Annotated in this window: 22 protein-coding genes; 11 read left to right on the top strand and 11 right to left on the bottom strand. The window is 62.6% G+C overall.

The window, feature by feature from the left end; genetic code table 11:
• The first annotated feature begins 6 nt into the window (after nt 1-6).
• The 6 genes from N7L95_RS13450 (at nt 7) to N7L95_RS13425 (ending at nt 8108) form a co-directional block, all read left to right on the top strand.
• Nucleotides 7-2388 carry a T6SS effector phospholipase Tle3 domain-containing protein gene (locus N7L95_RS13450; protein ID WP_301255757.1) on the top strand — a complete coding sequence of 794 codons (2382 nt, stop codon included), beginning with the start codon at nt 7-9 and terminating at the stop codon, nt 2386-2388.
• 23 nt (nt 2389-2411) lie between these two features.
• Complete coding sequence (locus tag N7L95_RS13445; RefSeq protein WP_301255756.1) at nt 2412-4148, top strand: type VI lipase adapter Tla3 domain-containing protein; 1737 nt, start codon at nt 2412-2414, stop codon at nt 4146-4148.
• 31 nt (nt 4149-4179) lie between these two features.
• Entirely contained in the window at nt 4180-4446 is a 267-nt protein-coding gene (locus N7L95_RS13440) for a PAAR domain-containing protein (protein ID WP_301255755.1), read from the top strand.
• A 35-nt stretch (nt 4447-4481) separates the two neighbouring features.
• Nucleotides 4482-5543, top strand: coding sequence for a hypothetical protein (locus tag N7L95_RS13435; RefSeq protein ID WP_301255754.1), 1062 nt, complete (start codon nt 4482-4484; stop codon nt 5541-5543).
• A gap of 348 nt (nt 5544-5891) precedes the next feature.
• A protein-coding gene (locus N7L95_RS13430; RefSeq protein WP_435870022.1) for an IS3 family transposase occupies nt 5892-7000 on the top strand; the annotation gives its coding sequence in 2 pieces (ribosomal slippage) (nt 5892-6153 and nt 6153-7000; 1110 coding nt in all).
• 37 nt (nt 7001-7037) lie between these two features.
• Nucleotides 7038-8108 carry an IS481 family transposase gene (locus N7L95_RS13425; RefSeq protein ID WP_301255661.1) on the top strand — a complete coding sequence of 357 codons (1071 nt, stop codon included), beginning with the start codon at nt 7038-7040 and terminating at the stop codon, nt 8106-8108.
• 93 nt (nt 8109-8201) lie between these two features.
• Here N7L95_RS13425 and N7L95_RS13420 read toward each other — a convergent pair whose 3' ends face one another.
• The 11 genes from N7L95_RS13420 to N7L95_RS13370 all read right to left on the bottom strand — a co-directional run bounded on the left by N7L95_RS13420 (nt 8202) and on the right by N7L95_RS13370 (nt 16312).
• Nucleotides 8202-8474, bottom strand: a complete 273-nt coding sequence (locus N7L95_RS13420; RefSeq protein ID WP_301255752.1) for a hypothetical protein — start codon at nt 8472-8474, stop codon at nt 8202-8204.
• Nucleotides 8475-9231: 757 nt separating this feature from the next.
• Nucleotides 9232-9477, bottom strand: a complete 246-nt coding sequence (locus N7L95_RS13415; protein WP_301255751.1) for a hypothetical protein — start codon at nt 9475-9477, stop codon at nt 9232-9234.
• Between the two features lie 245 nt (nt 9478-9722).
• Nucleotides 9723-9920, bottom strand: coding sequence for a hypothetical protein (locus N7L95_RS13410; RefSeq protein ID WP_301255749.1), 198 nt, complete (start codon nt 9918-9920; stop codon nt 9723-9725).
• 92 nt (nt 9921-10012) lie between these two features.
• Nucleotides 10013-10645 (bottom strand): hypothetical protein, encoded by a 633-nt coding sequence (locus N7L95_RS13405; protein WP_301255748.1) that lies wholly within the window; start codon nt 10643-10645, stop codon nt 10013-10015.
• 99 nt (nt 10646-10744) lie between these two features.
• Entirely contained in the window at nt 10745-11515 is a 771-nt protein-coding gene (gene istB / locus N7L95_RS13400; RefSeq protein ID WP_301255747.1) for an IS21-like element helper ATPase IstB, read from the bottom strand.
• Nucleotides 11512-12528, bottom strand: a complete 1017-nt coding sequence (gene istA / locus N7L95_RS13395; RefSeq protein ID WP_301255746.1) for an IS21 family transposase — start codon at nt 12526-12528, stop codon at nt 11512-11514. Before istA ends, istB begins: the two co-directional genes overlap by 4 nt.
• A gap of 628 nt (nt 12529-13156) precedes the next feature.
• Nucleotides 13157-13480, bottom strand: coding sequence for a hypothetical protein (locus N7L95_RS13390; RefSeq protein WP_301255745.1), 324 nt, complete (start codon nt 13478-13480; stop codon nt 13157-13159).
• 240 nt (nt 13481-13720) lie between these two features.
• Nucleotides 13721-14110 (bottom strand): hypothetical protein, encoded by a 390-nt coding sequence (locus tag N7L95_RS13385; RefSeq protein WP_301255744.1) that lies wholly within the window; start codon nt 14108-14110, stop codon nt 13721-13723.
• An 86-nt stretch (nt 14111-14196) separates the two neighbouring features.
• The gene (locus N7L95_RS13380) at nt 14197-15591 is read right to left on the bottom strand and encodes a recombinase family protein (protein ID WP_301255743.1); all 1395 of its coding nucleotides are present in this window, start codon (nt 15589-15591) and stop codon (nt 14197-14199) included.
• 17 nt (nt 15592-15608) lie between these two features.
• Nucleotides 15609-16082, bottom strand: coding sequence for a DUF2924 domain-containing protein (locus tag N7L95_RS13375; RefSeq protein WP_301255742.1), 474 nt, complete (start codon nt 16080-16082; stop codon nt 15609-15611).
• The gene (locus N7L95_RS13370; protein WP_301255741.1) at nt 16079-16312 is read right to left on the bottom strand and encodes a hypothetical protein; all 234 of its coding nucleotides are present in this window, start codon (nt 16310-16312) and stop codon (nt 16079-16081) included. The genes N7L95_RS13375 and N7L95_RS13370 overlap by 4 nt, the downstream gene beginning before the upstream one ends.
• Nucleotides 16313-16645: 333 nt before the next feature.
• Here N7L95_RS13370 and N7L95_RS13365 point away from each other — a divergent pair, with 333 nt between their 5' ends.
• The 5 genes from N7L95_RS13365 (at nt 16646) to N7L95_RS13345 (ending at nt 20346) form a co-directional block, all read left to right on the top strand.
• Nucleotides 16646-17599: a hypothetical protein gene (locus N7L95_RS13365; RefSeq protein WP_301255740.1), complete on the top strand. Its 954-nt coding sequence runs from the start codon at nt 16646-16648 to the stop codon at nt 17597-17599.
• Between the two features lie 399 nt (nt 17600-17998).
• The gene (locus tag N7L95_RS13360; protein ID WP_301255739.1) at nt 17999-18283 is read left to right on the top strand and encodes a helix-turn-helix transcriptional regulator; all 285 of its coding nucleotides are present in this window, start codon (nt 17999-18001) and stop codon (nt 18281-18283) included.
• Between the two features lie 10 nt (nt 18284-18293).
• On the top strand, nt 18294-18821 hold the full coding sequence (locus N7L95_RS13355) for a hypothetical protein (protein ID WP_301255738.1): 528 nt from the start codon (nt 18294-18296) through the stop codon (nt 18819-18821).
• Nucleotides 18821-19657, top strand: coding sequence for an ATP-binding protein (locus N7L95_RS13350; RefSeq protein WP_301255737.1), 837 nt, complete (start codon nt 18821-18823; stop codon nt 19655-19657). Before N7L95_RS13355 ends, N7L95_RS13350 begins: the two co-directional genes overlap by 1 nt.
• Complete coding sequence (locus tag N7L95_RS13345) at nt 19654-20346, top strand: hypothetical protein (protein WP_301255736.1); 693 nt, start codon at nt 19654-19656, stop codon at nt 20344-20346. The genes N7L95_RS13350 and N7L95_RS13345 overlap by 4 nt, the downstream gene beginning before the upstream one ends.
• The last annotated feature ends 6 nt before the right edge of the window (nt 20347-20352 follow it).

Below are 20352 nucleotides of genomic sequence, written 5' to 3'. Positions count from 1 at the left end.
ACGGAAATGGGAATTTATAAGCGCTGGGATAGTCTAGAGACCGAAGTTCGAGCGGCATTGGTTCCGGATAGAAAACTCGACCGCGCCGTGCTGGTGAGGCCGCCGCTCCCCGGCAATATCATCGTCATCCACGGCGTCAACGACGTAGGTGTGGGCTACGGAAATGTCGAAGCCGGGCTCTGCGAGGGGTTGAACGATCGCTTGTGGCCCGGTACGCCGCCCAACCAGCTTCCCTATCGTGCTGCACCCTGGCGCAATTACGAAGAGCAAGACCATAGCAAGCTGGAAGCGGACCCCGATGGCGTCTTCTTCCGCCGTAAACCGGACGGTAACACGTACAGCCCGGTCATTCCGTTCTACTGGGGCTTCCGAGAGCAGACGAGCCGCGCAAAATCGGGCGAAAAACTTCCTCACGGTCAGAACACCGATTACTACGGCAACCGCCTTGATGCTGATTTCAGCAAGGAAGGAGGCGCTTTTGCCAACGCGACCAATAACCTGCAAGACATGTGGAACAAGGGGACTGGAGCCACTGGCGGGATTCCTGACCTCGCTATGGGAGATCCTCTAAGGCCAGTGCTTGCGGCTCCCGGCCGGATGTACATGATCCTCGCGGCCATGAGGCTCGCCGCTCTCATCTCGATCATTCGTGACTACGATGAGAATGAAGTTGTTTCGTTGGTGGCGCACAGCCAGGGATGCATGCTGAGCCTGCTCGCCCAGGCATTCTTGATAGAAAAGGGTCTGCGGCCGGCTGATACGCTGGTGCTCACCCATCCGCCCTATAGCATTGACGAGGACCCTTTGGTGGAAACGTCCACTGGCGGTGGGGTGGACGACATGCTGATGAGCGAACTGCGTTACCGGTTCTTGGCCTCCGGCCAGACGCTCGGCGCACGTCTGTCGACCCTCGTGAATATTGTGAAGGGTGTGCAATCCGCAAAGAACACCACACCGGAAATCACGAAGTTGAAGGAGCCTCGTTTCCAAGGTGTGGTCGGCGGCCGGTGGGATGCCGGCAACGACCGAGATAACCGGGGAAAGGTGTACCTCTACTTCTGTCCGGAGGACGCCACGGTCGCGTTCAAGAACGTGGTCGGAATGGGGTGGCAAGGACTGCCGGATTACATTGAAGGTCATCAATGGCGCAGACTCAACCGCGGCAATTCCTATCACGTCGCATCTCCGGTCTTTGATCCCAGGTCGTGGGAAAAAATCAAGGTGACTCGGCAACCCATGAACGAGATGAAAGGCGCGTTCTTTCAACGTGTCTTCACCGCTCGGAGGCGGCCTGATCCGGCACGCGGGGCCCCGGTATTGGTCGGACAAGAGCCGCACTATTTCGCTTTTCGGATGCCCGGCGAGCACCCGTTTTCTCACCTTGCGGGCGTGCGCAGCCTCTGGCAAGACCCTGTGGACTACGGGGGGCGCTCCCAAGGCGATCTGGCCTCGGTCCCTCCCGACGAAAAACGAACGGGCTGGCGGTGGATCAATGGCGAGAAGCTGGTTAAACCAGTCCCTGCGGACATGTACTCTGGGGGGCTTGATGAAGATGCCAAGCCGGGACAGCCGAGGAGGGCGCCTCCGGGATCACCTCGCGGCTCATATGAAGAAGTCGACCCGGTAGACGCGAGCATTGGCCCTACTTCCGGCAATCTGAGGCGGGCGCGTTTCTGGGCCCTGGTTGATGAGCAGGATGACAACCAAAAGGTGCGGGCAGTGCATGCTGCAATGGAGCCTCCCGGTGCACGTCCGGCCCCGCAGCCCAGTCCACAACCAGCTGTGTTCGCCGGCCCTGTGCGCGCGGCTTTTCACATGAGGGACGTAGCCAAAGCGCTCTATAACGCAGGCAAGGCGACCAAGGATCAGACGCCCGTCGTCACTGCGGCATACGAGTGCCTCGAGAACGGCAGGCCCACCGGAAAACTGCTCCTTGAGCGCGAAGAGTCGAGCGAGGAGGCTCGGCTAAGGTTGCAAGTGAGTGGTATCGCCACGAGATCGTTCCATGGCGCAATCTTCGGTAGCCGCGTTAACCATCGCAATGTGACGGCTTACGATGTAGCGATTGGCGGCGGCAAGGCGACCAGCGATCCAGGTTTCTGCGAGTACCTATGCGCGGTCGCCGACTGGCGCATTCGGGACACTGCCACCGCTCGTCCGGGCTTCCTCACGTGGCGCCGCTTCGAGAAGCGATATAACACATACTACTCGGCTGAACCCGAGTGGCGGAAGTCGCTCATTAAGCAGACAAGCCAGTATTTCACGGGCGGAGAGTTGCCCAGATCCCTCCCTGTCGTGCCAGAAGGTGCCCCTAAAAGCGTCATCTTTGAATCGAAGAAGGGGGTCATCATTGCCCCCGGAGTGCCATATCCTGCCTGGTACCGATGAGAGCATTACTTGGTAGACCGCCAGTGCTGTGGCGATATTTTGCGGCCGCCATCCTCGCACTTCTTGTCTTGCTGCCCGTGTGGGTAACCCTTGGAATGGTCGTTGTTGAACCCAACGCCCTGATGACAGAGAACCAAACGATGACGAGTCGGATCATGTGGTGGATTGCTGTACCAGTGCTTGTTGTTGCGGCCTTCTTCGGGTGGCGATGGCATGTCGGACAGGGCGAGGCTCGACAATCCGCTTCGTCTTCCGGCCATCCACCCTCCCATCCGGCGGCCGCAACTGCCGCGTTGCCTAGTGCTGAAGTTGAGAGAACGGAAGTGCTGGAAGTGGTCGGTCTTGGCGTGACCTTTGAGAAGTACCGGCAAGGTCAACTGTGGGAGGCGCTGCAAAACGGAGGGGCAGTGTCCAGTATTCGGGAGCAAGACCCGAAGAAGTACCCTTGGAGTGCAGACGATAAAGCAGGGCAAGCTGCGACAAGGGTTGCGCACGCAGTAGACAACGGCTTGCGCGGAACTCCGATGTACTGGGGCATCCCGGTTTTCAACGCCAGTGGGCCAATTTCGGATCCAACAATGGCAGATCGCCCCGATGCGCCGCAGATTGGCATCGCAGATGCAGTGGACGTCGTGGGAATGGGGTGGCATCTACTTGTTGCGGGACCGCGCCGCTTCGAAGAACGCCCCGATAGGCTGCTGGAAGACGTCTTCGAGTTCTTTGACAACCATCGCGATGTCCCATTCGTGGTGCTAACAAGCAACGATGGTCTGGAACCGCGCGATCTTCACCGTGCACCCGGAACACCAGCACTGTTACGGAATGGGCACTATGTGCCAGAGACTCCAGATACGGACGTGGTGCTGGTGTTGGCCCGGCGTGACCGTGTCAATGCACTCCGTCAATGGGCGTTCGAAGACGTGGATGAAGCTTCAGCGAGCGTTGAAGAACTGAATCGGCGAGGAGTAGCGCGTCGGCTGTACCTTGCATACGACGCTTTCCAGCGGGCCGGCCGCGGCGAAGGGGGCGGGCGGCGCCCGACGGTAGATGAGTGGCTGAAAGTCAGCACTGATTTCGTACGGAACTCCGGGGTGTATTCTGAAGGCGTCTCCCCTTGGACGAAGCTCGGCGAACCGGATGCCGGATCTCCGAATCGTTCTTTCAAGCCTACGCCCTGGTTTCCGGTGCCGTGGAACAAGGACCAACTCGCATCGTTTGATCGACTTCCGACCCTTGGATATGTGCACCGGCCTGTGTTTGTGAAAACCGTCGATGAAAATGGTCAGGCGCTTTCGCGTAGCGACGCACGCGCCGCTGTGTTGGCGTCCGGTTGGCAGCGGGCATTGCAATCTCTCCCCGAGAGCGACCGGCTAAAGGCGCCATCCCGGATTGTCTCGGCGACAGGGGGCAACACTGATCAGACAGTCGCACTTCATCATGTGCTCAACGACTGGAGCGATCAAGGCGGCCCGGAGCTGGATCCCGGAAAAGTCGGGCAGTGGCTCAACGTTGATCGGAAGCTGGGTGACACCGGCGCCGCAACCTTGTTTGCCCAGATAAGCATTGGCATCATGGGAAGCTATCGCGCAGGCGGAACGAGCGTAGCGATCAATATGCGGGACGACAAGGAGACAAGCATCGTGTTCATTACGCCACCGGGCGAGGAACAGCGTCGGAAACAGCAGCATCGGCGGGGCGGTGACGTGTTCAAGAACGCAGCGACCCCGACGGTTGACCCCTCCAACTATGAGCAGCATTGAGCGCGTTTGAGACAGCACCGGCTGACGCTACATGCCCAACATCATTCGTCTCGGGGATCCCACCAGCCATGGCGGCAAGGTCATTGGCGTCGCAGCGACTCATCACACCGTGATGGGCATCCCAGTCGCTCGTCTGGGCGACAAGTGCACGTGCCCAAAGAAGGGCCACAAGAACTGCACCATCGTCGAAGGCGACCCGAACTACACGATCGACGGGGTGCCGGTGGCGTTCGAGGGACACAAGATCAGTTGCGGAGCGACGCTGATTGCCACGCTGGGCAACTTCTCCAAAGGCTGAGCTGTTCCGGGCGTGCTCCTTGCCGATCGATTCCCATGAACGACAGCCTCTCCGCATCACCGCACCCCATCCTGAGCCGCAGCGAAAGGCTGCGGTCGCGTGTGGCGAGTCTCCGGTGGCGGTGTCTCGACGACACCTGGTCCGGCTGGCACACCCGTCACCGCTTCCTCTGCGGGAAAGGACACGAGCTGAACGTCTATCCCAGCGTGCTGCTGCGCGGCAAGGGCTTCTGCGAGCAGTGCCGCTGCGAGGGGATGCTTCAGGACTTGCACGAAGCCGCCAAGCGGGATGGAGTGACATGCCTCGAGTCGCAGTGGAAGGGCGTGGAGAGCCCGCACCGATTTCGCTGCGCTTGCGGGCATGAATGGCTACGCGCTCCGAAGCACATGTTGTCGACAGCTGGTCGAGGAGCGTGCCCAAGGTGCACAGCAGAGAAAACCAAGAGCCAGCGGCGGCTGGTGGACGGATTGCAGCGCCTGCAAACGATCGCCGCTGGTCTCGGCGGGCAGTGCCTGAGCGACGCTTACCGTGGAGGCCTACACCGCTATCGCTTCAAATGCGCGCGGGATCACCAGTGGGACGCGATCGGTGCGGAAGTGCTGCGCGGCTCTTGGTGCGGCGCCTGTGCAGATGAGCACAAGCGGCACGCCTACCTTCTGTCGGACGGCCTTGAGCGATTGCGCGCTGCTGCCGCAGAGAAGGGCGGTTGCTGCGAAAGCGATGCCTACCTTGGCAAACGCCATCGCTATCGATTCCGCTGCGGAAACGGCCACAGGTGGGAAGCTCTAGGCGGCAACGTCCTCAACGGGTCATGGTGCCTCGAATGCACGAAGGACAGCAAGCGGCTGAGCATCGAAGCGGCGCATGAAGCGGCTCGCGCCCGAGGTGGCGAGTGTCTGTCGAGCACCTATATCAATGCCGCCACCAAGCTGAGCTGGGTGTGCGACCGAGGCCACCTTTGGCACGCGCCGCTCTCAATAATCCGTCGGGGCCATTGGTGCCGCGAGTGTGCCAACGTGGCACAGATCGCTAATCGCAAATCGAAAGCCAGAATTCGATACAACGGCGGGGGACGTCACGCGGCCCTGCCGGAATAGGGGCGTCGGAGCTCCCAGTCACTTGAGCCTGATTCGTCTGGTTTCGCTGCGCTGCGGCCGCCGCTTCAGGCTGAAAGCGGTCATCGAGCGGTGTCCTTGATCGCGGATCGGTATCCGCTCTCAAAGCCCACGAAAAGTAGTGCTCGACTTGCCGCATGGACAAGCGAGTTTCCAAGCGGACGTTGGACTTCCGAGGGGTTGGCCGGTGATTAGCCCCCGGCAAAAGTGGCAGGATTGGTCGATCGGCTCGTTGGCCTGCAACTGTCCCAGCGCCGCAAGCGTAAGCTCCCCCTGTGAGTAGACAACCGATTTTTGGAGAATGCGGCGTCATAGGAAGGAAGAGGCCGAATGAGGAAGAGCAAGTTCAGCGAGAGCCAGATCGTGGCGATCTTGAAGGAAGGGGAAGCCGGAATGCTGGTGGCCGAGGTGTGCCGCAAGCACGGCATCAGCGCGGCGACGTACTACGCGTGGAAGAGCAAGTACGCTGGGGCCACGGTATCGGACCTGACGCGCATGCGCGAACTCGAAGCCGAGAACTCGCGGCTGAAGCGCATGTACGCGGACCTGGCGTTGGAGAACGCGGCCATCAAGGACGTGCTGTCAAAAAAGTTCTGACGCCGTCCGCGAAGCGGCAGGTGGTGCAGGTCATGGTGACCGAGCATCGCTTGTCGATTGCGCGAGCCTGCACGGTTGCAGGCTTGTCGCGGGCGGCGTACTACAAGACGCCGGTACTACCCCAGGAGAAGGATGCCGAGGTCATCGACGCGCTCAACGGCGTGGTGGAGAAGAACGGCCGCTGGGGGTTCTGGAAGTGCTTCGACCGGCTGCGCCTGGATGGCCGGCCATGGAACCACAAGCGGGTCTGGCGCGTGTACTGCGAGCTGGGGCTGAACATCCCGCGGCGCACGAGAAAACGCATCCCCAAACGAGTTCCGGTCCCGCTGGCGGCCACCGGCTTTGTCAACGACGGCTGGGCGCTGGACTTCATGCACGACGTGCTGTACGACGGACGGCGGTTCCGCACGCTCAACGTGATCGACGAGGCCAACCGCGAAGCGCTGGCCATCGAGGTGTCGCAGTCCATCCCTTCGACGCTGCTGATCAGGACGCTGGATCGGTTGATCGAGTGGTACGGACCGCCGAAGTCAATCCGCATGGACAACGGCCCGGAGATGACCAGCCATGACTTCGTGAAATGGGCGCAGCGCAACGGCATCGCGCTGAACTACATCGAGCCCGGCGAGCCGAACCAGAACGCGTACATCGAACGATTCAACAAGACCTACCGCACCGAGGTGCTCGACGCCTACCTGTTCAGCTCGATTGAACAAGTCAAGGCGATCACCGAGGAGTGGATAACGCAGTACAACGAGTACCGACCGCATGACTCGCTGGGCGGCATTCCGCCACGCCAGTTCATGCCACGTTTGACGTGTCATAGCTACGACTTGATCTGACATTACCCTTGCCCGACAGGGCGTTCAAGGAAGTCAGATGACACAAGATCAGAAGATCATTCGCAACAAGATCGGGCTATTGAAGCTGGCGCAGACGCTGGGCAGCGTATCAGAAGCATGCAAGGTGCTGGGTTTCAGCCGAGACAGCTTCTACCGCTTCAAGGAACTGTACGAGACGGGCGGAGAAACGGCGCTCGCAGAGATCTCCCGCAAGAAGCCCAACCTGAAGAACCGGGCGGACCCCATCATCGAGCGAGCGGTGATCGACTTCGCGCTGGAGCAGCCGGCATACGGCCAGGTGCGCGTTGCCAACGAGTTGAGAAAGCGCGCCATCAGCGTATCACCCGCCGGCGTGCGCACGATCTGGCTGCGCCATGACTTGCAGACCTTCCAACTGCGCCTGAAGGCGCTGTCGGCCAAGGTGGCGCAGGAGGGCGTGATTCTCACAGAGGATCAGGTCCGTGCGCTGGAGAAGGCCAAGCAGGAGAAGGAAGCGCACGGCGAGATCGAGACCGAGCACCCGGGCTACCTCGGCTCGCAGGACACCTACTACGTGGGCAATCTCAAAGGCGTAGGGCGCATCTACCAGCAGACCTTCATCGACACGTACAGCAAGCTCGCGTTCGTCAAACTCTACGACCGCAAGCATGCGATCACGGCGGCGGATATGCTCAACGACCGGGTGCTGCCGTTCTTCGAGGAACACGGGGTGCCGCTGCTGCGCATCCTGACCGACCGTGGCAGCGAGTACTGCGGCAACCGGGAGACGCACGAGTTCGCGCTGTATCTGGACCTGGAGAACATCGAGCACACGCGCACGCGCACGAAGAGGCCTCAGACCAACGGGATCTGCGAGCGCTTCCATCAGACCATCCAGAACGAGTTCTACGCCAGCGCCTTCCGGCGCAAGCTGTACAACTCGCTGGACGAACTGCAGGTGGACGTTGACGAGTGGATGCAGAGCTACAACGCCGAGCGGACGCACTCGGGCAAGTACTGCTACGGTAAGACGCCGCTGCAGACCTTTATCGAGAGTGCAACGCTGGCGTACGATAAACAGCTGGATCAGATCAAGCAGACACCTCACGCCGATACGGCCGTCGCTTGACGGCTTGTCTGTCAGATCAAGTCTCGACTAGGACATTTGACGACCACAACCGCCGCAAACTTCAGTATTCAACTGTCTGCTTGACAGGGGAGCTTACGCAAGAACTTGCTCGGCCCCTGCCGGCAGGCTCCTGTCTGGCGGGGGCCGTTTGCTGTCCGTCGTGGTGGCTTCGGCGTCCTCGCTCCATACCCGATGACCAATCTTCCTCGCTTCGTCCAGCTCAAGGTCGAACACGCCGCAGAGAAGCGCGACGCACTCGAACCTCTTGAAGCCGTCCTTCAGAGCTTGCCTGTACACCTCTTCCGACGTTGCGCCGTTTCGCATCATCGCGACGTATGGAGCAGGGTCGTGCACCTTCTTGTCCATGCTTAAGCAGCCCTTCGATTTCTCCGTCACATTAGCCGCTTCAGACTGAAAGCGGCCGTCCGTCGCGAGCGGTCGACTCCCGAGTGAGCATGGCCTCTGTTTCGGTAATCATCGATTCGCAGCGAGCCCGATGCTCCGGGAACTTCACACCCACGATTCTCAGTTTGGCAAGCCTCACGCGGTGATCTATGAATGGATAGCCCTCCAAGCTCAGTGCAACGGCGATCTTCCTTGAGTCCGAGCACTCGTCTATCCAACGCTCAACCGTCCTCATGATCTGAGCGCCATTGTCGGAGGTTCTCCATAGCCAAAGGCTCAGTAGATCGGCTGCATCCTGACATCGGACGGAAGGGGGCAGGTCCGCCCAAATCAAGTCCGCGACGGGACCATGCGGGGGATAGGAAGTCAGGAGCGCGCAGATCGATTCATCCGAACTCGAAGTGGGGGCTGTCCTCCAACGGGCGACTTCTTTGAGGGCATCTCGTACCAACGGCGCGCGATCGATCATGTCTTCCTAACATGCTTTGAAAGAGAGCTTAGCCGAGTCAAAGGCTGGATGCGCAACCCGTTCTTGCGCCGACGAAGACCGCTTTTCCGCGCTGCGCGAGCGACCGCTTTCGCTGCAGTGCAGCAGCCGCTTCAGGCTGAAAGCGGTCCTTGCGCCGTCGAGCCCTTGCGGCGCGCAGCTAGCCCATCAAACGTTTCAGCTCAAGCGCAGTAAGCAGCGTAAACCTCGAGGGCTTGAAGTCAACGGCGTTCACGACGAGCCGGCGAACAGGATGGAAGCAGTCTTGTTTAGGGGCTGCAATACATGTTCAACGCCGCGCAGGATGCCGCGTTTCGCTTCTTCGACGAGCTCTGGGTCGGTTTCTTGAGGCACAACCGAATCGACTCGCACTGTCGTCTGACCGCATTCTGTGAAGTGGACCTCCGCCTCGAAGATGACCACTGAGCTTCCGCCGCCTGCGTTCTGGCGCACCTCGTGGATGTTGAGTTCGATCATTCTCAGATGGTCATTTCCATGTGCGGCGGAATCGTACCTGCCAGCGGCGGTTGCAACGTCCGCTTCCGCCTGCCCAGCCGAGACTGCATCAGGCTGAGAGCGGACGTGAATCAAACACGTTGCAAAGCCCTAGCGACTAGTTCTGCGGGCCACATCCCCATGTGGCCACAGCCCATGGTGGCGCTCGCTGCTGACAGAGTGCCTTCGACCACCACCCGCTTCCCAGAGAGGCGGCGGCAAACCTCTTAGTCAAATCCGAGTGCACCGCTGCCCACCGTGAGCCAAATGGAAGATCGATAGCCCTCACTCCGCTCGGCGACGGGGAAGTGGCTGATGCACACGTCCTCGAAATCAAAACTGAGAATGCCCTGCACGCTGATGTCTTGGCCGTCCAACTCCGCCAAACGCGCGAGAGCTTGGTTGACTGAAAGATGATGTTCCATGGCGCCCCAGCCTACCTTGTCGAAGTCCGCTTCCGCTGCAGTGCAGCCGCCGCTCCAGGCTGAGAGCGGTCGCTAGCGCGCTTGAGTCCCGGTCAGTTTGAGCTGTCGTATCTCCTTCGGAGTGCTTCCATCAGTTGGGCTCGGTCTTCCTCAAGACCAAGAACAACGGTTTCAATAACCGGCTTCCGCTGCGGCTCTGACACGCGAGGCAGGCACTTACCGACGTAGTTGGCCGCGTCCGAGAGAGCATTGCGGCAGTACGCGTTCGAAATCGAGTCCCAAGCCAAGGCTATCGCGTGCGCGATGAAAACAGAGAAGTTGCCCGCCTTGCCGCCGTTTCCTCCGACCTTCAACGCGATCGCCCCAGCACGGAGATGCAGCAGTTCGGTTGGCATGCCATCGATGATGATGCCGGGGACGGCGTCAGGCGAAGTTGCGATTTGGGTCATCGAGTCAAGCAGGCCGCCAAACTCGGCCTGCCTGATAGCGCCTTCACCGCGGTCGGTGAGCACCGGCGACGGCTCGAAATGCCGCCAAATCATCGTCCGCGCGCACACCACCGAGACCTTTCCAAGCCCGAATGTGATGCAGATCTCGGGATGGAACGATGGCATGAGCAACAAGCGAATCGCTTCCGCGGCGTCCGTGCACGCAGGATCGTTCTCGAACGACGCGATCCCCATAGATCTGCAAATTGCCTCGGACGTATAGGCGTCTGTTTTCATGGTGCGCCAGCTTACCTGACTGTCAACGTCGGTTCAAAACTGACCCACTTTCCGGCGATGGCGTCGGAGTAAATCTGACCCACCCGGGGCCTCATTGCGTCAATTCTTCGGCTTGACCTGTCCGGCCTTGCGCTTGTCCTTCAGGCGGTAGCTCTCGCCGGCGATCTGCACGATGTGCGCGTGATGCAGCAGCCGGTCGAGCAGCGCAGCCGTGAGGGTCTGGTCGTCGGCGAAGGCGCTGGACCACTGGCTGAACGGCAGGTTGCTGGTGAGCACAATGCTGCCGCGCTCGTACCGCTTGGCCACGACGTTGAAGAACAGCGTCGCCTCCTCGCGCCCGAAGGGCAAATAACCGATCTCGTCAACGACGAGCAGCTTGGGGCCCACCACCGCCCGGTTGAAGTAATCCTCGAGTCGGTCTTGCTTGTGGGCCGTGGCCAGTTGCAGCATCAGGTCGGCCGCCGTGATGAAGCGCGTCTTGATGCCCGCCATCACCGCCCGGTACGCCAGGGCTTGCGCCAAATGGCTCTTGCCAACGCCGCTGGGGCCGAGGAAGACGACGTTCTCGGCGCGCTCGACGAAGCTCAGGGCCGCCAGATCCTGGATCTGGCTCCGTGGCGCACCGCTGGCGAAGCCGAAGTCGTATTCCTCCAGCGTCTTGACCGACGGCAGCGTGGCCATCTTCAGCAACGCGCTGCGCTGGCGTTCCAGACGGGCGTTGTTCTCTTCGACGAGCACCTGCTCGAGGAAGTCAGCCAGGCTGGCATCTTGCTGCGCCGCACGCTGCGCGAGCGCTGGCCACTCGCTGGCGATGCGCTCCAGCTTCAGCATGCCGCAGAGGCTGGTGATGCGTTCGTGCTGCAGGTTCATGCCGGCACCTGCAGCAGCTCGTTGTAGACTGACAACGGGTGCTGCAGGCTCTCCACCGGCACAGGCAGGTGCCGCAGTTGGCGCACCGGCAGATCCGGTCGGCTCACCTGCGGCAGCGGCAGCAGCGCCTCCCGCTCGACCAGCAGGCGTCGATCGGGTCGCTCCTGCGTTGTGGCGTGGACCCGGCTGTTGGCCACCTCCGCCAGCCAGCGGCCCACATACGCGTTGGCCGCCTGTGCGTCCAGCTTCAGCCCGGCCTGCTTGAGCGTGGCAGCCAACGGGACGCAGAAGCTGCCCTTGAGGTAGGAGTTGAAGCGCTCGACCTTGCCCTTGGTCTTGGCTCGGTAGGGCCGGCACAGTCGTGGTGCGAAGCCGTACCGCTCGGACAGCTCCAGCATCCTGCTGTGCCAGCGATGCTGCCCCTCGCCGTAGGCGTCGCGTTCGACCACGATGGTGCCGGCGTTGTCGAACAGCACGTGCTGCGGCACGCCGCCGAAGTACTCGAAGGCTTGGCCAATGCACTCGCACAACGTCTCCGCGCGCTCGTTCGTAGTGAAGCGAACCCAGGCCGCTCTGCTGTAGCCCAGGGTTGCGACGAAGGCCAGCAGCGGACTGCGACCGCGCCGGATATGGGTGAAGTCGGCCTGCATCTGCTTGCCCGGCGGTGTCTCGAAACGCACCACCGGCTCCTCGGCCACTGAGCGGTGTTCGTTGATGAACTGCTTGAGCTGCGTGACGCCGCCGCTGTAGCCGAGTTCGGTGATCTCGCGCAGCAACACCACCGCCGGGATCCAGTGCGGCCTGGCCGCCTCGATACGCCCCAACAGGTAGTCCTTGTACGCGTCGAGCTTGGTAGGCCTCGGTGCCCTCGGGCCATAGTGCCTCGCCTCCTCGTCGCGCAGGTACCGCCTCACCGTGTTGCGCGAACAGTTCAACTGCCGTGCCATCTCCCGAATGCTCACGCCCCGCCGGGCCAGAACCTTGATCTCCACTGCTTGCTCCTGGGTCAACATCGGCGGACAAAGCCGCCATCTTCATCCCAGGCGGGTCAGTTTTACTCCGGCGCGGTGGGTCAGTATTACTCCGACGGCAACACCTGACGGCCAAGTCCCCCGCTGCATCCGGCAACGCCAACGTCTGCTTCCGCTGCGGAGCCGCCAGCCGCTTCAGGCTGAAAGCGGTCTCCCGTCGTAGTTAAGCCAGCAGATGCCAGCGCCTGGCTCGGAGGTCAAATACAGCCCTCCGGTCCACTGGACCGTCATACTCGTTGTCGACGTACGAGGTCTTCAACTGATCCTCGTCCAAGCTGGTGATGTAGATGTCATGCGGCGGCCAACGCCGACCCAACGCACGCAACCAAGACTTCAGTGTCAGCGTCCACGGGAGCTCGCTCCACGACCGTCCTCCGTCGGTTGACAGATGCGCATCCGACCGCCCGCAAGGGTTTGAGGTATCGCTGTAGTTCTCGACCACAACCCTGACTTCCCCCGCTGCCTCTGCGGGTCGAGTACGCCCAATCTCCGGAGCGGCGAGATAAGCGCGAGTTGGTTCCATTCGGTCAAGCGTACCTCAGCCGATGTCCGCTTCCGCTGCGAAGCGGGGCGGCTTCAGGCTGTGAGCGGAAGTTCACGCGGCAACTCTTCATTCTTCGTAGTCAGGCATCGGTGGCAGCTTGGTCTCCAAGGTAGCCGGTGAGATGCGGATTAACTCTTTCCATTCGAGCAACAGGCGAGCCACCGTGGAATCGGCCTCAGGCACCGCCGTGAGGCCCATTCGCTCTGTAGCGATGTTCCGCAAGTACGCCGAGATTTCTTCAGCGTTTTTCCCATCGCGCACAAGGGAGAACACGCCTGGCACGTAGGCGTAGTACTCGTCCCGCGCACGCGGTTCGCCAGCGACCCCAATGGGATCCCATATGTAGTGCAGAACCTCGTCAACCATGCGGTAGAGGTCTTTGTCATTCATCAAGTGCTGCACGTTTTCTCCAAGAGACGCGCGTGTGCGCAATCGGCTGGGCTGGCTGTCGCAGAGCGGTAATTCTGCCGCTACAAACGGCCGCTTCCGCTGCATAGCGGTCGTTCCGGCGTGCTCAAAGTCTCAGAGATTTGTGGCATGTCCGGGGCTTCAACGGCACGGAAGAGACATTCCGAAGCGGCAGGCACTGAGTCACAGGCACAAGCCCGGCAGCATGCCGCTCCCAGCCAATCAGCGTGCAGTGAGGCCAAACAGCTGCCGCTGCTCCTGCCACATCCGCGGTAGCAAGTCCTCTCGCCCGCGGAGCAGTTGAAAGTTCAGCTGCCGCGGCTGCTTGCCTTCCAGGACGGCCTCCACGATGTCGGGCGCCAGCAGGGTCAGCCGCAGCACCTCCGCCACCCATCCGGGCTCCAGCTTCAGCTTGCGCGCCAGGTCGCTGGCGTGCAGCACATCGCCGCTGTCGATCAGCCGCTGCCAGTAGAACGCCTTGCCCAGCATCTTGATCATGGAGGCATCCAGTGTGGCCTGCGTCGTCAGCGTCGGGGTCCCCGGTGGCGGCGTGAGCAGCTTGCGGTTGTGGCGCCGCTTGATGGCCAGCGGCACGAATGTGACGTTCTGCACTCCATCACGGTACTGCCGCGGTTCCCCCGCAGGCTCCACAGTGACCGTGCGCCGAGGGCTGTTGACCGGTCGTGTTGCTTGCACCATCACGCGAACTCCACCTCAGCATTCCGCATCCGCTGCTCCTCCACGAAGGGATGCCGGTGGATCTCCGGCCCAAAGCCATGCCAGCCGTCGCTGTGCCAGACGATGTCCAGCCCGTCGTCGCGCAGCTGGACCCGTTCGATGAGCAAGCGGGCGATGCGCTGCTGCTCGGCGGGGAAGAGCTGATCCCAGACGTCACCGATGCGCTGCAGCGCCACCACTGCGCGGGGCTCGTCGATCTCAGCACCTGCCGCGTGACCTTGCGCTGAGCGCCAGGTGGCAATCAGCATCTCCGGCTGCCGCAGTGCGGCGTGGATCTGCTGCAGCACGGCTGCTTCGATCTCGGCCGCTGGAATCAACCCGATGCTGCGGCGCCCAGGGTGCCGCACCGAGGAGGCCGACCGACGCTTGTAGAGGTAGGGCGCGTAGTAGCGATAGCGCTTGCCGTTCTTCTTGTCGGTGTAGGTCGGCAGCATGCGCTGGCCATCGGGTGCGAACAGCAGGCCCGTCAGCAGCGACGGGTTCTCCGAGCGGCGCTGGCGGGGACCCTGCTTGCGTTCGTCGATCAACACATGCGCAGCGTCCCACAGGGCAGGGGAAACGATGGCCGGGTGCTGCCCCGCATAGCGCTCACCCTTGTGCACGATTTCGCCGAGATAGACCCGGTTGCGCAGCAGCAAGAAGAGGTACTGCTGGTCGATGGGCCGGCCCTCCCGCAGCTTGCCGGACTGCGTCACCCACGACTTGGTGGTGCGCCCCTCGACGGCCAGCTCGCGTACCAGCGTGGCCGCCGAGCCATGCTCGGCGTACCGGCGGAAGATGTGCCGCACGAGTTCCGCCTCTGCCTCGTTGACCACCAGCTTTCGGTCCACGACGTCGTAGCCCAGCGGCGGCATGCCGCCCATCCACAGTCCCTTGGCCTTGCTGGCCGCGATCTTGTCCCGGATGCGCTCCCCGGTCACTTCCCGCTCGAACTGGGCGAAGGACAGCAGCACATTGAGCGTCAGCCGGCCCATGCTGGTGGTGGTGTTGAACTGCTGGGTGACCGAGACAAAAGACACGCCACAGCGGTCGAACACCTCCACCAGGCGAGCGAAGTCGGCCAGGCTGCGGGTCAGGCGGTCGATCTTGTAGACGACCACGATATCGATGCGACCGGCCTCGATGTCCTTCATGAGGCGCTGCAGCGCGGGGCGCTCCAGGTTGCCGCCGGAATAGGCCGGGTCGTCGTAGCCATCGGCCACCGCCACCCACCCTTCATGCCGCTGGCTGGCGATGTAGGCCAGGCCGGCGTCCCGTTGGGCTTCCAGGCTGTTGTACTCCTGGTCCAGGCCCTCGTCCGTCGACTTGCGGGTGTAGACGGCGCAACGACGCTTTGCAACCACAGGCGCGGACACCGCTCCTCGTGCCGTCCTCATGCCTTGTCTCCCCGGCGAGACGCTTTGAGGCCAAAGAAGGCCGGCCCGCTCCACTGCGTTCCCGTGATGGCGCGGGCGATGGCCGAGAGGCTCTTGTAGCGCCGGCCCTGGTGCTCGAAGTCACCCGGTCCGCGGACGACCACCCGGTGCACGACCCCGTCGTACTCACGCGTCAGGAGCGTTCCGGGCATCAAACTATCCGCTTCACGCTGGCTGAGCCGCGGCACGACGCCGGTCTCGCCGATCTGCTCCAGCCGACGGCGCACCGAGGGCGACAAGCCGCCGAAGGCGCGCTCCTGCAGCCGGTAGGCGAGGCGGGTCTCCAGGTAGGTGCGATTGCGATGGTTCGGCCGCTGCTCAAAGAGCTCATCCCACAGCGTCCACAGGTTCTCCATCGGCAGGTAGGGCAACTGGGCGATCTGCTCAGCGATGTGGGCAGTGCCGGCGTTTGCGGATGCCGGTGTCTTCATGCGTCAACTCCTTCTAGTCGAGACGGGTTGGCATTGACGCTCTGCTCGGGCAGGAAGTGAAGTCCAACCAGCGGGGCCGGCGAATGCAGTGGCGTAGGCGCCGCACTGGTACGCAGCTGCAGCCGCAGTAGCGCGAGGGCCAGCAGGTCGGCGATCTCCTGGTGTGGATGACGAGGTGGGTCGGCTTGCGCTTGGCGATGGCCGAGAAAGGAAGGTTCTTGCAGACGCATGAGAAGAAGTTCACGAACAAACCAATCCGATGCTAGGACGCAGCCTCGGTTGGCGTAACTCCTTTGCGCTCCCTCGCTGGGCTGACAGGGGTGGATGGCTTGATAGCAGATGTATGCGCAACTACCATTTGCGCTCGCAGTAAAGAACCTTAACTACTTGGAGACCTTATGAACAACTTCAGCAGCAAACGTGCAGAGGCCGATCAGCGCCGAATGGCAGATCGACATCGCATAGCCGTCGAAGGCCGGCGCATCCGCTGGTGGATTGAGCAAACCTGCAGCACTGCGTGAGCAACGGGCCGGAGGTGCCGGCCCGGATCTTGGAGAAGAAGAATGAAGAAAAGACGGGCCTCGAACGAGGCCCATTCGCATCTTGGTCATCACCAGGTGCGGCAGCAGCGGCCTCAGCAAGGCCCCCACTTCCGTTATCAGCAACGCCCCGTGGCCCTCAAGGAGATGGCACGGATCCTGGACTGCGCCATCGAGAAGCTGGCCAGCGGTGAACTGCCGCCCGAGTTCATGGAGCGATTCCAGCGTGGCGCGCGGCTGGCCAACTCCCTGGGCCGTAAGGCGATGCTCAAGGCGGCTGACGGGCGCGACGACGTGCTGCACGGCCTGGCCGGCTGCCAGCATGATCTGCACCGGTCCTTCTGGTTGCTGGTCCACCATCGCGATGTGTTCGAGCAAGCCTGTGACGCGATCGATTTGTGCCTGGACGGACTGCGCGGGGGCCATGTACAGGAGGTCAGCGCGGGGGCAGCTGAGGCGGTGCCGTCCGGATTCGACAGGGCGGCCCGCCCCGGGCGAGCGCAACCATGCAGTCGCGCTGAGGATGGCGCATCAGCGCAGGAGGGCACGAAGCGCCTGGCCGAACAACGGATCCCTGCCAGTGACGCCCTCGAAAAACCGATCTGGCGGCCCGGCGCGATTGAGCCCACGCCGGCGCCCTTTGCATTTGACTTCCGCTGCGTGCAGCTGGCCGACTGGCCGCATGGCGTGATCTGGCTGACGGATGCCCAGGCTGCGATCTTCAAGGCGCTCTGGTTGGCCAAGGGGAAGTGCCTCGCCGCCGAGGAGATCATGCGCCTGGCCGGGCTGAGCAGCGAGAAGCCCGGTGACCTCTTCAAGGTGAAGGCGTGCAACAAGGGTGAGCCGGAGTACGAAGGGCCGCTGTATGCCTATCGAGCGCTGGTCATCACGCATCGACAGCGCGGCACCTATTCGATGCCCATCGCCAGGCCGGGGCATTGCCTTCGCTCCAAGCCGCCTGCCCGCACATCACCGTGAGCAGCACCTGAGTCGAGCGGATCGTTCGACATTCGAAGCGACAACGGCGAGCCATCGGCTCGCCGTTTGCGTTTGGGAGGCCGCGGCCCTTGGGTCTGCGGCGTCATTTGTTGCAGCAGCGCTACGTCATAAGGAACCGATGTCAGTCCTATAAGGAACTGCATAAGGAACCGCATGAGGAACTGGCCCGATTCATAGGGAACTGCATAAGGAACTGGGGCGAATCTTAAGGAACTGCATGGGGAACTCGGTTCGCCATGAAGGCAAGAAGCCAGTGTTCATGCGGCTTCCATAAGGAACTGAACAACCGCTGAATGAGGAACTTTCGTTCCCTTATCAGTTCCTCAAGATAGTTCTTCAATCCTTCCTGTGCATCGCACATCAACACAGGAAGGTTCCATGTTCATCTCTTCACCCAAGGGCCGAGCGGCGCAAAGCGCGGCCCATCAGCTCGCCGCAGCGGTGGCGGACCTCGCCACGCCGGTGCAGCGCCAGGTCCTCAGCGAGCACGAGCTGGCTCACCGCTGGGGCATCAACCACAAGACGCTGGCGCGCTGGCGTCACGAGGGTCGCGGGCCGAAGTACCTGAAGCTGTCAAAGCGGGTCGGCTACCCCGTCGAGGCGATTGTGGAGTTCGAGCGGGCCGCGGTCTACAGCTCGACGTCGCAGCGTGCGGGTCAGTGAGGGCGCGGTCATGAACCACATCACCACGACCGATACGGCGCTGACCGGCTGCCATGTGTCCGAGCTCGCTGCGCTGCCGGCGATCGCCGCGCTCACCATTGCCGAGCTGGCAGCGATGCCCGCCGTTCACAAGGCCGACGTCCAGCGCCAGCTGCAGGACGCCGCTGCATGGCTGCGCCAGGCCGAGCAGAAGTTCGCCGCGGCACTCGACGCCGCCTACGGCGCCACCAGCCGGCAGGCCCTGCGCGACTCGGGCCGGGACTTCGGCACCGTGAATGGTCGCGACGGCAGCGTGCAGATCACCTTCGAGCTGCCCAAGCGCGTCAAGTGGGACCAGCAGCAGTTGCACCAGCTGGCCGAGCGCATCGTCGCTGGCGGCGAGAAGGTCGAGCACTACATCGACGCCAAGCTGTCCGTCTCCGAGACGAAGTTCAAGAGCTGGCCACCCAGCCTGCAGGAGCAGTTCGCGCCCGCCCGAACCGTCGAGCCCGGCAAGGCCAGCATCACCCTCCACGTCGATGCCAAGGAGTCCAACTGATGGCGCTGCCCATCGTCACCGCGGAGCAGCGGCTCGCAGAGCGCACCGGCGTCAAGCTGGTGCTGCTGGGACGCGCCGGAGTTGGCAAGACCTCTCAGCTGAAGACGCTGCCCGAGGCGAGCACGCTGTTCGTCGACCTGGAAGCGGGCGACCTGGCGGTCAAGGACTGGCGGGGCGACACCCTGCGTCCGGCGACCTGGTCCGAGTTCCGGGACACGGTGGTGTTCCTGGCCGGTCCGAACCCGGCGCTGCCCGCCGATGCCCCGTTCTCGCAGGCGCACTTCGATCACGTCTGCCAGCGCTACGGCGATCCGGCGCAGCTGGACAAGTACGACTGCTACTTCGTCGACAGCCTCACGGTCCTGGCCCGTTGGTGCCTGGCGTGGGCCAAGACGCAGCCGCAGGCGTTCTCCGAGCGCACCGGCAAGCCGGACACGCGCGGCGCCTATGGCTTGCTCGGCGCAGAAATGATTGGTGCGCTCACGCACCTGCAGCACGCCCGCGGCAAGCACGTCGTCTTTGTTGCCATCCTCGACGAGCGCCTGGACGACTTCAACCGCAAGGTGTTCCTGCCCCAGATCGAGGGAAGCAAGACCGCGAATGAGCTGCCGGGTGTTGTGGACGAAGTCGTGACCTTGGCCGAGATCAAGTCGGAGGACGGCAGCGCCTTCCGCGCCTTCGTCACCCACACCCTCAATCCCTACGGCTACCCAGCCAAGGACCGCTCCGGCTCGCTCGACCTGCTGGAGCCGCCCGACCTCGGCGCGCTGATCGCCAAGTGCGCCGCCACTCACAAAACCATCAACAACCAACAACCGCAAAGGACCGCCGCATGACGATGTGGAACGATTTCAACGACGCTGAACCGCAATCCTTCGACCTGATCCCCAAGGGCACTGTCGCACCGGTGCGCATGACGCTGAAGCCGGGTGGCTTCGATGACGAATCGCAAGGCTGGACCGGCGGCTGGGCGACACAGTCTTACGAGACCGGTTCGGTCTACCTGGCCTGCGAGTTCGTGGTGCTGGCCGGCGACTACGCCAAGCGCAAGGTTTGGTCGAGCGTTGGAATCTACAGCGCGAAGGGCCCGACTTGGGGGCAGATGGGCCGCAGCTTCATCCGAGCTGTGCTCAACAGCGCGCGCAACCTGCACCCGAAGGACTTGAGCCCCCAGGCTGCCGCACAGCGCTGCCTGCAAGGCTTTCACGAGCTGGACGGCATCGAGTTCCTTGCCCGCATAGACGTGGAGAAGGACGGCCGCGACGAACTCAAAAACGTCATCAAGGCCGCCGTCGAGCCGGACCACCCGGACTACGCAAGGCTGATGGGCGTGGCGCCGCGTGCGGCGCCGGCCGGCACCGCGCAGCCCACGACCCACGTGCCCCCCACGCCGGCCGCTGTCCCCGCGGCTCAGGGTTACCGACCCGCAGCGCAGCCTGCTGCCGCCACCCGTGCCCCTGCCCCTGGGCACACCGCGGCGCCGGGCCGTGCGCCCGTCACCGGCAAACCGGCGTGGGCCCAGTGAGGAGGA

The sequence above is a fragment of the Eleftheria terrae genome (genome assembly GCF_030419005.1).
Classification (GTDB): domain Bacteria; phylum Pseudomonadota; class Gammaproteobacteria; order Burkholderiales; family Burkholderiaceae_C; genus Caldimonas; species Caldimonas terrae.
This window is presented reverse-complemented; position numbering and strand designations above follow the sequence as displayed.

Excerpts from the sequence above, each read along its gene's own strand:
- N7L95_RS13450 (WP_301255757.1), top strand. The coding sequence starts at position 7 with ATGGGAATTTATAAGCGCTGGGATAGTCTAGAGACCGAAGTTCGAGCG.
- N7L95_RS13440 (WP_301255755.1), top strand. The coding sequence starts at position 4,180 with ATGCCCAACATCATTCGTCTCGGGGATCCCACCAGCCATGGCGGCAAG.
- N7L95_RS13435 (WP_301255754.1), top strand. The coding sequence starts at position 4,482 with ATGAACGACAGCCTCTCCGCATCACCGCACCCCATCCTGAGCCGCAGC.
- N7L95_RS13425 (WP_301255661.1), top strand. The coding sequence starts at position 7,038 with ATGACACAAGATCAGAAGATCATTCGCAACAAGATCGGGCTATTGAAG.
- N7L95_RS13420 (WP_301255752.1), bottom strand. The coding sequence starts at position 8,474 with ATGGACAAGAAGGTGCACGACCCTGCTCCATACGTCGCGATGATGCGA.
- N7L95_RS13415 (WP_301255751.1), bottom strand. The coding sequence starts at position 9,477 with ATGATCGAACTCAACATCCACGAGGTGCGCCAGAACGCAGGCGGCGGA.
- N7L95_RS13410 (WP_301255749.1), bottom strand. The coding sequence starts at position 9,920 with ATGGAACATCATCTTTCAGTCAACCAAGCTCTCGCGCGTTTGGCGGAG.
- N7L95_RS13405 (WP_301255748.1), bottom strand. The coding sequence starts at position 10,645 with ATGAAAACAGACGCCTATACGTCCGAGGCAATTTGCAGATCTATGGGG.
- istB (WP_301255747.1), bottom strand. The coding sequence starts at position 11,515 with ATGAACCTGCAGCACGAACGCATCACCAGCCTCTGCGGCATGCTGAAG.
- istA (WP_301255746.1), bottom strand. The coding sequence starts at position 12,528 with ATGTTGACCCAGGAGCAAGCAGTGGAGATCAAGGTTCTGGCCCGGCGG.
- N7L95_RS13390 (WP_301255745.1), bottom strand. The coding sequence starts at position 13,480 with ATGAATGACAAAGACCTCTACCGCATGGTTGACGAGGTTCTGCACTAC.
- N7L95_RS13375 (WP_301255742.1), bottom strand. The coding sequence starts at position 16,082 with ATGAAGACACCGGCATCCGCAAACGCCGGCACTGCCCACATCGCTGAG.
- N7L95_RS13370 (WP_301255741.1), bottom strand. The coding sequence starts at position 16,312 with ATGCGTCTGCAAGAACCTTCCTTTCTCGGCCATCGCCAAGCGCAAGCC.
- N7L95_RS13365 (WP_301255740.1), top strand. The coding sequence starts at position 16,646 with ATGAAGAAAAGACGGGCCTCGAACGAGGCCCATTCGCATCTTGGTCAT.
- N7L95_RS13360 (WP_301255739.1), top strand. The coding sequence starts at position 17,999 with ATGTTCATCTCTTCACCCAAGGGCCGAGCGGCGCAAAGCGCGGCCCAT.
- N7L95_RS13355 (WP_301255738.1), top strand. The coding sequence starts at position 18,294 with ATGAACCACATCACCACGACCGATACGGCGCTGACCGGCTGCCATGTG.
- N7L95_RS13350 (WP_301255737.1), top strand. The coding sequence starts at position 18,821 with ATGGCGCTGCCCATCGTCACCGCGGAGCAGCGGCTCGCAGAGCGCACC.
- N7L95_RS13345 (WP_301255736.1), top strand. The coding sequence starts at position 19,654 with ATGACGATGTGGAACGATTTCAACGACGCTGAACCGCAATCCTTCGAC.